At 42.4% G+C, this 14,942-nt stretch carries 13 protein-coding genes; 10 read left to right on the top strand and 3 right to left on the bottom strand.

Features of this window, described 5'->3' with window-relative positions; genetic code table 11:
• Positions 1-76 precede the first annotated feature (76 nt).
• The gene (locus tag LC20001_RS10485) at positions 77-475 is read left to right on the top strand and encodes a VOC family protein (RefSeq protein WP_003678054.1); all 399 of its coding nucleotides are present in this window, start codon (positions 77-79) and stop codon (positions 473-475) included.
• A 400-nt stretch (positions 476-875) separates the two neighbouring features.
• Here the strand turns inward: LC20001_RS10485 and LC20001_RS14695 are convergent, their stop codons facing one another.
• Positions 876-998, bottom strand: coding sequence for a hypothetical protein (locus tag LC20001_RS14695; protein WP_010010621.1), 123 nt, complete (start codon positions 996-998; stop codon positions 876-878).
• 6 nt (positions 999-1,004) lie between these two features.
• Positions 1,005-1,448: a MarR family winged helix-turn-helix transcriptional regulator gene (locus LC20001_RS10480; RefSeq protein ID WP_010010619.1), complete on the bottom strand. Its 444-nt coding sequence runs from the start codon at positions 1,446-1,448 to the stop codon at positions 1,005-1,007.
• A gap of 405 nt (positions 1,449-1,853) precedes the next feature.
• Here LC20001_RS10480 and LC20001_RS10475 point away from each other — a divergent pair, with 405 nt between their 5' ends.
• On the top strand, positions 1,854-4,184 hold the full coding sequence (locus LC20001_RS10475) for an ABC transporter ATP-binding protein/permease (protein ID WP_010010617.1): 2,331 nt from the start codon (positions 1,854-1,856) through the stop codon (positions 4,182-4,184).
• Between the two features lie 461 nt (positions 4,185-4,645).
• Here the strand turns inward: LC20001_RS10475 and LC20001_RS10470 are convergent, their stop codons facing one another.
• Positions 4,646-6,034 carry an APC family permease gene (locus tag LC20001_RS10470; RefSeq protein ID WP_010010616.1) on the bottom strand — a complete coding sequence of 463 codons (1,389 nt, stop codon included), beginning with the start codon at positions 6,032-6,034 and terminating at the stop codon, positions 4,646-4,648.
• A gap of 607 nt (positions 6,035-6,641) precedes the next feature.
• Here LC20001_RS10470 and LC20001_RS10465 point away from each other — a divergent pair.
• The 8 genes from LC20001_RS10465 to LC20001_RS10430 all read left to right on the top strand — a co-directional run bounded on the left by LC20001_RS10465 (position 6,642) and on the right by LC20001_RS10430 (position 14,912).
• The gene (locus tag LC20001_RS10465) at positions 6,642-7,139 is read left to right on the top strand and encodes a GNAT family N-acetyltransferase (protein ID WP_010010615.1); all 498 of its coding nucleotides are present in this window, start codon (positions 6,642-6,644) and stop codon (positions 7,137-7,139) included.
• Positions 7,140-7,154: 15 nt separating this feature from the next.
• Entirely contained in the window at positions 7,155-8,330 is a 1,176-nt protein-coding gene (gene aroC, locus LC20001_RS10460) for a chorismate synthase (RefSeq protein WP_010010614.1), read from the top strand.
• A gap of 34 nt (positions 8,331-8,364) precedes the next feature.
• Positions 8,365-9,660 carry a 3-phosphoshikimate 1-carboxyvinyltransferase gene (gene aroA, locus LC20001_RS10455; protein ID WP_010010612.1) on the top strand — a complete coding sequence of 432 codons (1,296 nt, stop codon included), beginning with the start codon at positions 8,365-8,367 and terminating at the stop codon, positions 9,658-9,660.
• A 159-nt stretch (positions 9,661-9,819) separates the two neighbouring features.
• Positions 9,820-11,112: a phosphopyruvate hydratase gene (eno, locus tag LC20001_RS10450; protein ID WP_003678045.1), complete on the top strand. Its 1,293-nt coding sequence runs from the start codon at positions 9,820-9,822 to the stop codon at positions 11,110-11,112.
• A 265-nt stretch (positions 11,113-11,377) separates the two neighbouring features.
• The gene (gene gdhA, locus LC20001_RS10445; protein ID WP_003678044.1) at positions 11,378-12,724 is read left to right on the top strand and encodes an NADP-specific glutamate dehydrogenase; all 1,347 of its coding nucleotides are present in this window, start codon (positions 11,378-11,380) and stop codon (positions 12,722-12,724) included.
• Positions 12,725-12,726: 2 nt separating this feature from the next.
• On the top strand, positions 12,727-13,572 hold the full coding sequence (locus LC20001_RS10440; RefSeq protein ID WP_003678041.1) for a pyridoxamine kinase: 846 nt from the start codon (positions 12,727-12,729) through the stop codon (positions 13,570-13,572).
• Positions 13,573-13,687: 115 nt separating this feature from the next.
• The gene (locus LC20001_RS10435; RefSeq protein ID WP_003678038.1) at positions 13,688-14,242 is read left to right on the top strand and encodes an ECF transporter S component; all 555 of its coding nucleotides are present in this window, start codon (positions 13,688-13,690) and stop codon (positions 14,240-14,242) included.
• An 88-nt stretch (positions 14,243-14,330) separates the two neighbouring features.
• Positions 14,331-14,912 carry a nucleoside/nucleotide kinase family protein gene (locus tag LC20001_RS10430; RefSeq protein ID WP_186758242.1) on the top strand — a complete coding sequence of 194 codons (582 nt, stop codon included), beginning with the start codon at positions 14,331-14,333 and terminating at the stop codon, positions 14,910-14,912.
• Positions 14,913-14,942: the final 30 nt, after the last annotated feature.

The following is a 14,942-nucleotide window of genomic DNA, read 5'->3' as shown; positions in this document are numbered from 1 at the left end:
AGAAAGTATATCGATTGCCATTTATGATCATGCTTGCGATAATGATGATGTATTCAAAAAAATCAGGAGGTGCACGATGGCAAAAATGATTTTTGTGAACTTACCAGTTACAGATATGCAGCGTTCAATCAAGTTTTATGAGGCATTAGGTTTTAAGCAGAATAAGGATTTTTCGGATGAAAGCGGTGTAGGTATGATGTGGAGTGATACGATCTGGATCATGCTACTAACGCATGACTTTTATAATAAATTTCTGCAAGGACAAATAGTGGCCGATACGCAAAAAATCAGCGGCAGCATGACGGCATTTAGTTTCGATAGTGTTGCGGCAGTTAAAGAATTCGCAGCTGAAGCAGCAGCCAATGGTGGTTCATATTATCATGTTGAGCTCGGCATTCCCGAAGATCAAATGTATGAGTTAGAAATCAAAGATCCCGACGGCAATATTCTCTCTGCTGCTTGGATGGCGATGTAACTGTATTAAAAAAGCTGTTGCTGGATTGTTAAGAATCTTAGCACAGCTTTTTTATGTGAAAATGATTTAGTGAACTAAAATAATTTGTAATAGCTTAGCAGCGTGTTGGCACCAATAAAACTTGATTCGCTGGTTCTTCTGATCAAATTAGGGTCATAAATAATGATAATGACCACGTGAATCTGTCAACACGGTCACCCTGTTTGATTAGTAGTTAACGACCAAACAAATGGCAGTGCTGCCGGTGCTGTCAATAATGTATCCACATATTGATAGGTACCATTGAAATTTGTTTCTAAGAAATGTTTGATTCTTTTCTGAACTATGCGTGCGACTAAAAAATATTGGTTGGTGGGTTAGCACAGCATCCATTGATCACGTTGCTTTTTAGGCAATGTCTTTAAACTTGGGTAAGCGAAGTTGCTGACTGCTCGCTTTGATAAATCAAATTGCATTTATTGCTAAGTTGTTCGGCTGAAGCCAAGTCTAACTGTAATTGCTGTTTTAAAGCCGTTTTGTGCATCAGCGGTTAACCTCCTAAAGTCGTTCGTTTTAAAATAGTCACAGCTTGTTGCAGTGCGTGATCTAGTTCGTTGTAGTCAGCAGCGGAAACGGCGGCAAGTTGTTTTTGTAATTTAGTACGTACCGCTTGTTCATGCTGTCCAATTAATTGATTACCTGCTGGCGTCAACCTAACGTTGATTATACGTCGATTAGTTGGATTAATTATCCGTTTGACCAGTGATTTTTTTTCTAAACTGGTAACTGAACGCGTAATCTGAGCAGGAGAGGTACCTAATCTATTGGCCAATTCTGACATTGCTGGTTGGCTACCTTCTTTGATCAAACCTAGAATTAGAATTTCATTTTTAGATAATTTTATTTTCTGGATCATTTTTGGTTCAAAAATCAATTGATTTAAAATGGTGATCAATTCAAACAACGTGTTTAAATTTTTTTGTTCATCTGCCATAGTTAACTCCTCTACTCCACGATTAAGGTTAGGAGTTGTGACATAAGTTGTTTATGTCCAACACCTTCTTCACACTTCCGAATAATATAGTTAAAACGTGTTCCATAAGGCAACTTTTTCCGCTTAGCTACGATCGTCAAATAATTCACGCAGTGAATTATTCGCCGCTCTAGGCTAATGCTCAAAAGTTGGGCACCTTATGTCACACTCTCTTCGATGTTACGGATGATGCCATTCTCGTGGCAAAAATCTTGCCGCAGGAAGCATGGTTCTACTTTGCGTTTAAGATTGCTTCTGTCTATTCATATCGTCAATTATTAATTATAATGAATATTTGACGATTGTAAAGTGTTTTGGTAAAATCAAAGTCAGTTTAACAGTGGTTTAGATGAGAAGAGGGATACCATGCTCGAATTACAGCACGTAAAAAAGTATTATCAAGTCGGTGATACGCTGACTAAAGCACTAGATGACGTTTCGATTGCTTTTCGGCCAAAAGAATTTGTTGCAATATTGGGGCCTAGCGGTTCTGGTAAGACAACGATGTTGAATGCTTTAGGTGGTCTTGATCGGTATGATTCCGGTGATATGATCGTTAACGGTACTTCGACTAAGAAATTTAAAGAGACGGACTGGGATGCCTACCGCAATAATACAGTTGGTTTTATTTTTCAAAGTTACAATCTGATCGGTCATTTAAGCATTATCGATAATGTCGAGATGGGGATGACACTGAGCGGCGTTGGTAAGGCGGAGCGAAAGCAAAAGGCGGTAGCTGCACTGGAGCGCGTTGGCTTGGGCCAACACATCAATAAAGCGATTAATCAATTATCTGGTGGTCAAATGCAGCGTGTCGCAATCGCTCGCGCAATCGTTAACGATCCAGATATTCTATTGTGTGATGAACCAACTGGGGCACTGGATACGGTCACTAGCGAGCAAATCATGCAATTGATCCAAGAATTATCGCATGAACGCTTAGTCGTAATGGTCACGCATAATCCTGAATTAGCGCACCAGTACGCTGATCGGATCGTTGAATTTGCTGATGGTAAAATTCAGCAAGATTCTGATCCATACCAGGAAAGTGCAACTAGCAGTGCGTTTACATTAAAGCGAACTAAAATGACTTTTGCCACCGCCATCAAGTTATCATTTAACAATATTCGGACGAAAAAAGGGCGGACGTTCCTGACCGCATTTGCTTCAAGTATTGGAATTATTGGTGTCGCGATCGTTTTAAGTTTATCCAACGGTTTCCAAAAGCAAATCAATGATACGCAAACGGAAACACTGTCCAAGTTTCCAATTACAATTTCGCAAGTGACCACCGATCAATCTAAAGCACAAAGTAGTATGAGTGATTCCGATAAAACGGCTAAAAATAGGGGTTATTTAGTCGCGGCTAAAGATCAAAGTGAAAGTGCCCAGCATGTCAATAAGATCAATACTAAATTTTTGAATTATGTTAAAAATATTGATCCTGAGTATAGCAATAATATTGGCTATACTCGATTAACTGGGATGAATTTGTTACGTCAAGTAGAGGGTAAAGTGACGGCCGTTAAATTCTCTAACTCAGACGGCGATACACAAAGCATTCAGCAAAGTCTATCTTCATCGTCAGGCGTGGGCGTTTCTTCATTTCCAGAACCGTTGACGGCCGGTAAAAATAATTTCCTGCAATCTAATTACAAATTACTTAAAGGCGCTTATCCCAAAACCGCAACAGATATTGTGGTCGTTGTGGACAGTAAAAACCATACGAATATCAATGCATTGAAAAATCTAGGCTTTGACGTAAAAAATGGTCAAAAAGTTGATTTCAGTAAAATTATTGGGACAACGATCAAAGTTGCCAGCAATGATGATTATTATCAAAAATTACCGTCTGATAACTTCATTCCTAATCAAAACTTGACCAGCGCTTATAACAATAGCAAACACCAGCTGAAGATCGTTGGGGTGATCCGTGCTAAAAAGAGCACTAATATGGGGCTGTTGGCACCAGGAATCGCGTATTCGGACAAGTTAGTTCGACAAATTATTCAAGATAATAAAAACTCAGCGATCGTGCAAGCACAAAAGCAGAGCAACACTAATGTGCTGACTGGCGAGACGCTAACGGCACAGACTAAATCACAGTTAATGGCTACTTTGGGTGGCAGTGGCATTCCTTACAGTATCCTAATTTATCCGAATAATTTTAAGGATAAAGATCATGTTTTGACTTATTTGGACAAATATAATAAGGGCAAAGATAAAGCTGACAAGATTATTTACACCGACTTGGCGGGAACGATGACTGATTTAACGGGTGGTTTAATGGACGCTATCACGTATGTTCTAGTGGCCTTTGCTGGTATCTCGTTAGTAACTAGTATGATCATGATCGGTATTTTAACGTATACCTCAGTGTTAGAACGGACCAAGGAAATCGGGGTCTTAAAAGCACTTGGCGCACGGAAAAAAGATATTACCCGCGTATTTGATGCGGAAACGGGTATTCTCGGTGTCGGTTCCGGTATCCTGGGTGTTGTGATCGCCTATCTGGCGACGTTCCCGATCAATAGTTTGCTGTATAAGCTAACTGATTTGTCTAACGTTGCGCAGCTAAATCCTGTTCATGCTTTAATTTTGATTGTATTGAGTACGGTTTTGACGATCATCGGTGGTCATTTACCAGCACGTATGGCTTCGAAGAAAGATGCTGCGATCGCGCTGCGTTCAGAATAAAGTTAATCAAAAAAGTCGCTTCTAGATTTGAGTAGAAGCGACTTTTTTGTACACCGTCATACGGAAAAAAGAATTTACTAAGAAATACAAGGTAAAAAAAGTAAATAGTTGATTTATACTAGAGATTGTCAACTTAGGCTTTAACGATGTTTTCTATCCTAAATTAGTTGGGGAAGTGTTTGATAAGTGATTTTTTTATAAAAAACTGCTCATGAAGCCCAATGAAAAAAGACTAACATGCTATTCTAAAAATATCCTAAGGGAAGGGATGTTGGTATTATGGATTGGGAGATCAACCAAGTACCTATCTGTAAAGGCTACTGGCGGCAAAAGATTTTTTCGCTTTGCTGAACGTGATCAATCAAGCAAAAAATCGAAAAAGGGGCAAGGCTGTCATAAATAAAAAAAACGGAGTTGCGACATTGGCTGTCGGAGCTCCGTTTGGCGTATCAAAAATTTCGTTAATCAGAGATATTCTCATGATGAATGCCGTAAGTAAAGTAAATTACCATACCGATGGCAAACCAGATCAAAGAAGCAATCCAAGTTTCTAAAGATAAAGTGAGCATTAATCCAATACAAGCTAAGGCTGAGATGATCGGTAGAATAGGTGACCAGGGCACATGGAAGCCATTATGTGTGATCTCAGTGTGCTTGCGTAATGGAATAATACCGATTGAGACAAAGGTGAAGGCGATCAACGTGCCAATATTGACTAAACTAGTCAGTTGATCTAATGGAACTAATCCACCTAAGAAGGAAATGATCAACGTAGCCAGTAATAAACTATGTTGTGGCAAGTGATTTTTTCCTTGTAAACGGCCGAGAAATTTAGGTAGTAAACCGTCACGACCAATTGAGTAGATCAAACGTGAACTACTGTAAATCATAGTGACCATCATGGTAAACATACCCGCTAAGGCGCCTAAAGAAATAATACCGGCCGTCCAATTTTGCCCCACCTTTTGTAAGGCGAACGCTACGGGGTTGGCAACATCCAATTCACGGAAGGAAACCATCCCAGTTAGAACCACAGAAACTAAAATGTACAGTACGGTTGCAATCACTAGAGTTCCGATAATTCCGATCGGCATATTACGCTGTGGATTTTTAACTTCAGCGGCTGATGATGAAACGGCGTCAAAACCTAAGTAAGCAAAGAAGACGGTTGAAGCGCCGTGTAAGACCCCAAGCTTACCAAATGGTAAAAATGGGTGCCAATTAGCGGGCTTGACATAGAAGACACCGACCAACAAGAAAATGACGATGATACTAATTTTAACAATTACCATGATGTTGTTAATGCGCACCGATTGTTTCATGCCTTGACTTAATAACCAAGTAATCAACCAGACGATAATAACTGCCACAATATTAATATAAGTGCCGTGTGTGGGGTCGAACGGCCCGCTGAGTACTTTCGGTATGGCGAGGCCAAAGCCCTGTAGTAGAGAACTAAAGTAAGCCGAAAAACCAGTTGAAACAGCAGCGACGGCTAACATATACTCGAGGATCAGCGCCCAACCAAGGATCCAGCCAATAAATTCACCAAAGATCACATTACCGTAAGAATAAGCCGAACCGGCAATGGGCATCGCGGATGAAAACTCCGCGTAACACATGGCTGCTAAAGAACAAACAATTGCGGCAATTACGAATGAAAGCATGATCCCCGGTCCTGCTTTTAGGGCAGCTACAGTACCAGGCAAGATGAAGATCCCCGTTCCGATTACCGCACCGATTCCTAATGCCATCAAGTCAAATGCGTTCATTGATTTGATGAATTGATTATCTTTAGCTAGATATTTATCTAGACTTTGCTTTTGCCACATTTTATCTTTGATCGACAATTCATTTCCCCCTCCAATGAGTCAGGTCAAATAGCAGTTTTTCGCTACTATCAACTCGTTATTTAGATGCTTTTCATCATAGCATAGCTATCTAACAATGAAAAGAAAATGATAAGTCACATAATGGTCTCATTTTATCAGGAAAACACAGGTGGCTTATCAATTTTTAGCAATAAAAAAGACCAAAACAAGCGTTACCTAACGTAACCGTTGTTTTGGCCCACCGCAATTAATTAATATATGCGCAGAAGTGGATGCTCCTATCTATGCTTGATTCATATTTTCAAATTTCTATAAGTGACATGGTAAAATTTTTATACGTTCAAAGGCCTTCAAGCCGATCAACGGCGCACAGCAATTTTATTCACTCACTTTTCCCAACACTTAAAAGTCTACCAGGAAGGTATGAATTTTGTGTGAATAAAGCCTAATATAATCCTAAAGAAAACGATTACTAAGTTAATTAATTAAAGTTAGATTAGCAATTTAGGCGTAAAGATGGTTAAATATTTAATAATTAGAATGTCGTAAAAGACAGGTTGTGGCTAAATTTATGGTTGAGAAATTGTGCTTGATCAGGTTTAGCTGGTGTAATGGGGGAATTTACATGCAAATAAAGTTTCAGCGGGCACAACATAGCGATTTGCCGTTTATTGTTAAAGTTTATAACAAAACAGTGGCGAGCCGAATGGTGACTGCTGATTTAGAACCAGTGACGGTGGTCCAGCGTGAGCCATGGTTTGCGGCACATCAACAACGGCGACGGCCTTTGTGGTTGATCACAGCAGACGGGCAACCAGCTGGTTGGCTGAGTTTATCGGATTATTATGGACGCGCGGCGTACCACAATACGGTTGAAATCAGTCTCTATATTGATGAACAGTTTCGCGGTCAACATATCGGTCAGCAAAGTCTGGCTTTTGTTGAGCAACAAGCACCGACATTAGGTATCAAAACGGTTTTGAGTTTTATTTTTGGTCACAATCAACCTAGCCTACATTTATTTACGAAGCAAGGTTATCGTCAATGGGGAAAGTTACCCCAAGTAGCTGAATTAGATGGTGAGTTTCGTGATCTGGTCATTTTAGGTAAACAAATCAATTAGAAACGGGGAATTAACATGCGTTATGTAACAGCAGGAGAATCACATGGGCCTAAACTAACGGCAGTGATCGAAGGGATACCCGCTGGTTTAACTTTATCTGCGGATAAAATCAATGCAGCATTGGCGCGGCGCCAGCAAGGCTATGGTCGCGGTAATCGGATGAAGATCGAACATGATCAAGTGGAGATCGTTTCTGGCGTACGCCACCAAAAAACGTTAGGTGCACCGATTACGTTACAGGTGACTAACCGCGATTACGCCCATTGGGATGAAATCATGAGCCCAACTGCAGCAGCAACACCGGAAAATACGATCCGCCAGGTGACCAAGCCACGGCCTGGCCATGCGGACTTAGTTGGGGGACAAAAATACCAACAACGTGATCTACGCAATATTTTGGAACGCTCTAGTGCGCGGGAAACAACGATGCGTGTGGCGGTCGGTAGTGTTTGCCAGCAGTTATTGGCAGCAATCGATGTCGAAGTGCTCGGGTTTGTTCAACAGTTAGGTGGTATCTACGCTGATCCAACTAAATTACCAGAATTAGGTGATCTAGCGGCCGTTCGTGCAGTCACCGAAGCCAGTGACGTCAGAACCTATGATGAAGCTGCTGCCGCTAAGATCCGCGATCTGATCGATGTCACTAAAAAAGCTGGTGATACCTTAGGTGGTGTTGTCGAAGTCGTTGCCACTAATCTACCAGCTGGTTTGGGGAGTTATGTGAGCGCAGATACTAAATTAGATGCAAAAATTGCCCAGTCGATCATTAGTATCAATGCCTTTAAAGGGGTTGAATTTGGTGACGGCTTCGGTTTAGCGGATCATCCCGGTAGTGAAGATATGGACGAAATTTTGTACACACCAGAACGTGGCTTCTACCGAGGCAGCAATCATTTGGGTGGTTTTGAAGGCGGTATGACCAATGGTGAGCCGATTATTGTTAAAGGGGTCATGAAGCCAATTCCTACGTTGTACAAACCACTGAATAGTGTCGATATCGCGACTAAGCAAGCTTATAAAGCCAATGTAGAACGCTCCGATACCACGGCGGTGCCGGCAGCAGCAGTCGTCGCTGAAGCAATGGTATCGATCACGTTAGCGGAAGCCGTTTTAGCTAAATTTGACGCTGATGCCTTACCACGTCTACAAGCACAAGTTGCAGCTTATCGGAAAGAATTAGCCGCATACTAAAACTAGACTTTTGCGATCAAAATAGGGGGTTATTATGGATAAAGCATTAATTGCCAATGCGCAAGGGCTACACGGGACCTTAACGATTCCTGGTGATAAAAGTATTTCGCATCGTAGCATCATGTTTGGTGCATTAGCTGAAGGAACCACGGTGATCGATCATTTTCTTTTCTCTGATGATTGCAAGCGCACATTAGCTGCGTTTCAAGCGTTGGGGGTACCGATCACGATCGAGGGTGATCAAGTCACGATCACTGGGGTTGGTTTGAACGGGTTAAAGGCGCCCAAAGAGCCAATTGATCTCGGTAACTCAGGCACGTCCACGCGTTTATTGCTGGGTTTACTGAGTAAGCAGCCATTTCCAATCGATTTTTTTGGTGATGCTTCTTTGAGCAAGCGGCCGATGCAACGGGTGATCGGCCCATTAAGTCAAATGGGGGCGCAGATCACGGCGACTGCTGATGATTTTTTACCGTTGACGATTGCAGCGAATACCCAACTAAATGCAGTTGAAATGACAGTACCGGTGGCTAGTGCGCAGGTTAAAAGCGCGCTGATTTTTGCCGCCTTACAAGCCGATGGTATTTCGAAATTAACTGAAATTGCCCAGACACGTGATCATACTGAGCGGATGCTACGCCAATTCGGCGGTGAAATCGAAAAAGATGGGTTAACGCTGACCACCAAACCACAGAATCATTTTGTCGCGCAACAATTCCGTGTACCAGGTGATATGTCGTCAGCGGCCTTTTTTGCCTTGGCAGCGACCCTCGTTCCTAATAGTGAACTGCGGCTGGCCCAAGTTGGCTTGAATAAGACGCGGACAGGCTTTTTGGATGTTTTGAGTCGCATGGGTGCCGACATTCACGTTGAAAATGTTGATTCGCGTATCGACGAAGTTAGTGGTGATCTGGTGGTAATTTCAAGTGCTTTAAAGGCAACTACGGTTCATGGCACTGAGATCGCCAACGTGATCGACGAAATTCCTTTGATCGCATTGGCGGCAACGCAAGCCGAAGGCACTACCGAGATCAGTGATGCCGCTGAATTACGGGTCAAAGAAACTGACCGTATCGAAACCGTGGCGACAGAGCTACGTAAATTAGGAGCTAACATCGAAACTAAGCCGGATGGGATGATCATTCATGGGCCAACACCATTGCGTGCAGTAACTAGCGATACGGTAGATTCACATGGTGATCATCGTATTGGTTTAATGTTGGCAGTGGCTGCTTTATTGAGTCACAGCCAATTAACGCTGCATGATGCCGCTGCGATTAATGTCTCTTATCCCAGTTTTTTCACCGACTTAAAACAGGTATTAGATTAAAATAGCATCAAGTAAGCGTTTTCCTAAACTTATTTTCAAAAAAAGCGGTCATATTTTGTTGTTATTTGAAATGTAAGATGATATCATTTTAGATGAATTGTGGGTGCTGGTGTCGCCCTATTTAATCACACCGATAATCACTAAGGAGGGACATATTTAATGTCTAAATCAGTAGTAATTGAAAGTGTTAAAGCACGTGAAGTCTTTGATTCTCGCGGTAACCCAACTGTCGAAGCTGATGTTGTTTTAACTGACGGTACTTTGGGCCGTGCATCCGTTCCATCAGGTGCTTCAACAGGTGAATTAGAAGCAACTGAATTACGTGATGGTGGTAGCCGTCTTTTAGGTAAAGGCGTTAGCAAAGCCGTTAACAACGTTAACACAGAAATCAATGATGCCTTGAAGGGTGTTTCACCATACAACCAAGCTGCAATTGATCAAATCATGATCGACTTGGATGGTACACCTAACAAAGCACGTTTGGGTGCCAATGCTATCTTAGGCGTTTCTATGGCAACTGCACGTGCTGCTGCACTTTCATTGGATACACCATTGTACCGTTATTTGGGCGGGGTAAACATTGAATTACCACAAACATTCCATAACGTTATCAACGGTGGTGCGCATGCCGACAACGGTATCGATTTCCAAGAATTCATGATCACACCGATCAAGAAGACTAGCTTCCGTGATGGTATCGAAAAAATCGCTGACACTTACCATACTTTGAAAAAAGTCTTGGAAGATGCTGGTTTCCAAACTGGCTTAGGCGACGAAGGTGGCTTTGCTCCTGACTTGAAGAACACTGACGAAGCTGTTTCAATGCTTTACAAAGCAATCGAACAAGCTGGTTACGTGCCTGGTGAAGATATCGGTATCGCTTTAGATGCTGCTTCATCAGAATTCTACAACGAAGAAACTGGCATTTACACATTTGAAGGCCATGAATTCAATGCTGACCAATTACGTGATTATTACGTAAATGACTTATTGAAGAAATTCCCAGCTATCATTTCTATCGAAGATCCATTCTCCGAAAATGATTGGGATAACTTCGCTAAGTTCACTGAAGAAGTTGGCGATCGTGTTCAATTAGTTGGTGACGATATCTTCGTTACAAACCCATCTATCTTCCGTAAAGGGATCAAGAAGGGTGTTGCTAACTCAATCTTAATCAAGTTGAACCAAATCGGTACTGTTTCTGAATCAATCGAAGCAATTCGTTTGGCTAAGAACAACGGCTACACAACAATGATCTCTCATCGTTCAGGTGAAACAGAAGATACATTTGTTGCTGACTTCGCCGTTGCCGTTTCTGGTGGCGAATTGAAGACTGGTGCTATGGCACGTTCAGAACGTGTTGCGAAATATAACCAATTATTACGCATCGAAGAAGAACTTGAAGGCCAAGCACACGTTGCTCATTTTCCACACAACGTTGACTTTGACTAATCAAATATAACGATTTTAAGCAGGATCACAGATGTGATCCTGCTTTTTTTCTGAAAAGATAAAATTATAATTCAATGAGTGTTTTAATTGTGCTATAATACTACCATGAATTTGTCGTGCGCCGACTGAATTCTGTATATATATTGTCGTATAGTCAAATTTGGGCCTAACTTCAACTGCAGGTTCTGTCGTAGTTGAATGGGCACTGTCGATCACATTAGGTAATCGTGCAATCGATCAGCTAATGTGCAATAGGAGGAAAAATATGTCACAAGCAACTGAATATATCAAAGAAGTTCGGGCGAACCTTGCTCAACGCGATGGCAACCAAGCTGAGTTTCTTGAAGCGGTCGATAATTTTCTAGCAACGATCACGCCGGTGTTTGAAGCACATCCCGAATATATTGAAGCTAATATTTTGGGCCAGATCACTGAACCTGAGCGGGCCTTCCAATTCCGTGTACCGTGGGTCGACGATGCTGGTAAAGTTCAGATCAATCGTGGCTTCCGGGTGCAATTTAATTCCGCTATTGGCCCGTATAAGGGTGGGCTACGCTTCCATCCTAGTGTTAACTTGTCTGTTGTTAAATTTTTAGGCTTTGAGCAAATTTTCAAAAATAGTCTAACTGGCTTACCAATCGGTGGTGGTAAAGGCGGTAGTGACTTTAACCCTAAAGGTAAATCTGATGGTGAAGTTATGCGTTTTGCCCAAAGCTTTATGACCGAATTGCAAAAACATATTGGGCCTGATATTGACGTGCCAGCTGGTGATATTGGTGTCGGCGGTCGTGAAATTGGTTACTTATTTGGTCAATACAAACGTTTAAATGGCTTTAGTGGTGGGATTTTAACTGGTAAAGGTCTCAGCTACGGTGGTAGCTTAGCGCGGCCAGAAGCGACTGGTTTTGGCTTACTTTACTATGTGGATGCGATGCTCAAAGCACATCGTGATGACCTCAGCGGTAAAAAAATCAAATTATCTGGTGCCGGTAATGTGGCAATCTATGCGATTCAAAAAGCGACTGAACTAGGTGCTAAAGTCGTAACGGTTTCTGATTCTGATGGCTATATTTATGATGAACAAGGTATTGACTACAAGGTTGTGCAACAGATCAAAGAAGTCGAACGCGGTCGTATCAGTGAATACGCTAAGCGGGTCTCAACGGCAGAATATTCTAAAGGTTCTGTTTGGGAAGCACCAATTGATTGTGACGTTGCTTTACCATGTGCAACACAAAATGAAATTGATGTTGCTGGGGCTAAATTATTGATTTCCAGCGGCGTCCAAGTGGTTGCTGAAGGGGCCAATATGCCAAGTACACCAGAAGCTATCAAAGCTTATCGCCAAGCCGGCTTATTGTACGGTCCAGCTAAAGCAGCTAATGCTGGTGGCGTTGCCGTTTCTGCGTTAGAAATGAGTCAAAACAGTCAACGGCTAGCTTGGTCGTTTGCTGATGTAGATCAACGTTTACAGAAGATTATGCAAGATATTTTCCAAAAATCAGCTGATGCCGCTAAACAGTATAATTTAGGCGACGATTATGTTGCGGGTGCCAATATTGCTGGTTTCTTGAAAGTTGCTGATGCGATGTACGCTCAAGGTATTGTCTAACCATGACTTTACCGAACCAAGTTTTGATCAGCCAGGATCTATCCTGTGTTGGTCAAGTTTCTTTAGGTGTGGCATTACCGATCGTGGCAACGCTCGGTCTACAACCGGCTATTTTGCCAACTGCATTATTATCAACGCATACTGGCGGCTTTGGTGCTAACACCTACCTTGATCTCAGTCAGGAAATGCAACGGATCATCGCTCATTGGCAAACGCTGGAGCTGAATTTTTCTGCGGTGTACTTAGGCTATTTAGGTACCGCCGCTTTACCAGTAATGAGACAGCACTTACCGACTTTAGCAACACCCGCGGCGCGGATTCTACTAGATCCCGTGATGGGAGATCACGGTCGTTTATACAAGGGCTTTGGCCGTTCCTATGTGGCGGGCATGCGCCAACTAGCTCATCGGGCCACTGTTATTACACCGAATGTGACCGAAGCACGGTTACTATTGGAATTGCCCCAAGATGAGCAGCCATTGACGCTTGCGGCAGCAGAAAAATTAGTGCAACAGTTAAGCGCACAATTGTCGATTGCCAATGTGATTCTAACCGGTGTACCATTGAATGATGGTCAAATTGGTGTAGTTGGTTATACTGAACGGACGATTTGGCATTGGTCAACACCACAATTAGCAGGCCATTATTTTGGGACTGGTGATATTTTTGCTAGTGTTTGCTTTGGCTTGTGGTTACATGGATCAACGCTGCAAAGTGCCAGTCAGCAGGCTATGGAATTTGTACAGCAAGCAATCAAACGAACAGCCACTGCGGCAACGGATGTGCGTTTTGGTGTTGATTATGCAGCTGGATTCCAACAATTATTAGAACAAGTACTACCAGTTTAAATAGTGACTTAGCGTAAAATTTTGATTTAGGTAATGACCTGATCAATTGGGAAAATAATTTACTGGGTTACGGTGAATATTACCGTAGCCCTTTATTTTTGGGGAGAGAATGTAGATGCGACAAGAGAAGAATACTTTACGGGCGATTATTTTTACAGGTTTATTTGCGGCCATCATTTTTATCGGGATATCTTTATTAAGAATTCCAATACCAGCGTTAGTTGGGCGGCCATTTATCCATTTTGGCAATTCTTTGACCGTTTTAGCGATTTTATTCCTAGGTGGTCGTAATGGTGCGTTAGCGGGCATTATTGGTTTAGGTGGTTTTGATTTATTAAATGGTTATGCGGCGACGTCGTGGTTGACCGCGCTAGAAGTGATCGTGATCGCTTTAGTGGTCAACACCGGCTTTAACCTCTTTCAGCGGGACGATCGCGCTAGCCACATTGTGATTTTAGGTATCGTTGCTGGATTGATGAAGATCGTGACGACTTATGCAGTGTCGATCGTTGAAGCACTAATGGTTGGGACTAGCTTTAAAGTAGCATTGATCAATTCATTTTTAAGCTTGCCAGCGACGGTGATCAATTCAATTTCGACTGCCATTCTGGTGCCAATACTGTATTTTGCTTTACGCGGTAGTCTACAAACCGTACGGCGGCGTGCTTAATTAATCGTAGTGTACAGAAAAATTTGCTTTGCCAACACGCCGTTTCTATTGTAGAGTAGTAGCTGAGTCTATTTTGAGGGAGGTGGCGTTGTTGCCACAGCGCTTATTCGTGATCACCGGGGCGACAGGAACGGGCAAAACAACCGTGAGTCAGTACTTAACTAAGTATTATCAAATTCCGCGGGTCATCACTCATACAACACGGCCACCACGGGTCGGTGAGGAAAATGGTGTCGACTATTATTTTGAAAATGAAGTCAGCTTCTTTACTAAGCATTATATTGAATCGGTGCGCTACGCTGATTATTACTATGGTTCATCACGTGAAGCCCTAGCTGCAGCCTGGGAAAAATGCGCTTATGCCAGTATCGTTTTGGATACCAAAGGTGCAGTGACTTACGTACAGACGCTAGGTGCACAGGTGATACCGTTGTTTCTGACGGTTGAACAGCCTGCGTCACTGGTGACGCGGTTAACTAAGCGCGGCGATCAGCGGGAAATGATCGCACAGCGGGTAGCTAGTCCTGAGTATGAGCGCGATCTGCGGCTACCAACGGCGTTAGCAGATCAGGCGCAAGTGATCGTTAATGATGACTGGCTAGTTGCACAAAGGCAGTTGGATCAAATCATGCAAAATTATGGCCTAACAAAAAGCGCCGACTTGATATAAAAATCAAGTCATGAAGTGAACCCCAAATAT

The organism is Loigolactobacillus coryniformis subsp. coryniformis KCTC 3167 = DSM 20001, from assembly GCF_002706425.1.
GTDB classification, from domain to species: domain Bacteria; phylum Bacillota; class Bacilli; order Lactobacillales; family Lactobacillaceae; genus Loigolactobacillus; species Loigolactobacillus coryniformis.
This window is presented reverse-complemented; position numbering and strand designations above follow the sequence as displayed.

Excerpts from the sequence above, each read along its gene's own strand:
- LC20001_RS10440 (WP_003678041.1), top strand. The coding sequence starts at position 12,727 with ATGACTTTACCGAACCAAGTTTTGATCAGCCAGGATCTATCCTGTGTT.
- LC20001_RS10480 (WP_010010619.1), bottom strand. The coding sequence starts at position 1,448 with ATGGCAGATGAACAAAAAAATTTAAACACGTTGTTTGAATTGATCACC.
- LC20001_RS14695 (WP_010010621.1), bottom strand. The coding sequence starts at position 998 with ATGCACAAAACGGCTTTAAAACAGCAATTACAGTTAGACTTGGCTTCA.
- gdhA (WP_003678044.1), top strand. The coding sequence starts at position 11,378 with ATGTCACAAGCAACTGAATATATCAAAGAAGTTCGGGCGAACCTTGCT.
- LC20001_RS10475 (WP_010010617.1), top strand. The coding sequence starts at position 1,854 with ATGCTCGAATTACAGCACGTAAAAAAGTATTATCAAGTCGGTGATACG.
- aroA (WP_010010612.1), top strand. The coding sequence starts at position 8,365 with ATGGATAAAGCATTAATTGCCAATGCGCAAGGGCTACACGGGACCTTA.
- aroC (WP_010010614.1), top strand. The coding sequence starts at position 7,155 with ATGCGTTATGTAACAGCAGGAGAATCACATGGGCCTAAACTAACGGCA.
- LC20001_RS10465 (WP_010010615.1), top strand. The coding sequence starts at position 6,642 with ATGCAAATAAAGTTTCAGCGGGCACAACATAGCGATTTGCCGTTTATT.
- LC20001_RS10435 (WP_003678038.1), top strand. The coding sequence starts at position 13,688 with ATGCGACAAGAGAAGAATACTTTACGGGCGATTATTTTTACAGGTTTA.
- LC20001_RS10485 (WP_003678054.1), top strand. The coding sequence starts at position 77 with ATGGCAAAAATGATTTTTGTGAACTTACCAGTTACAGATATGCAGCGT.
- eno (WP_003678045.1), top strand. The coding sequence starts at position 9,820 with ATGTCTAAATCAGTAGTAATTGAAAGTGTTAAAGCACGTGAAGTCTTT.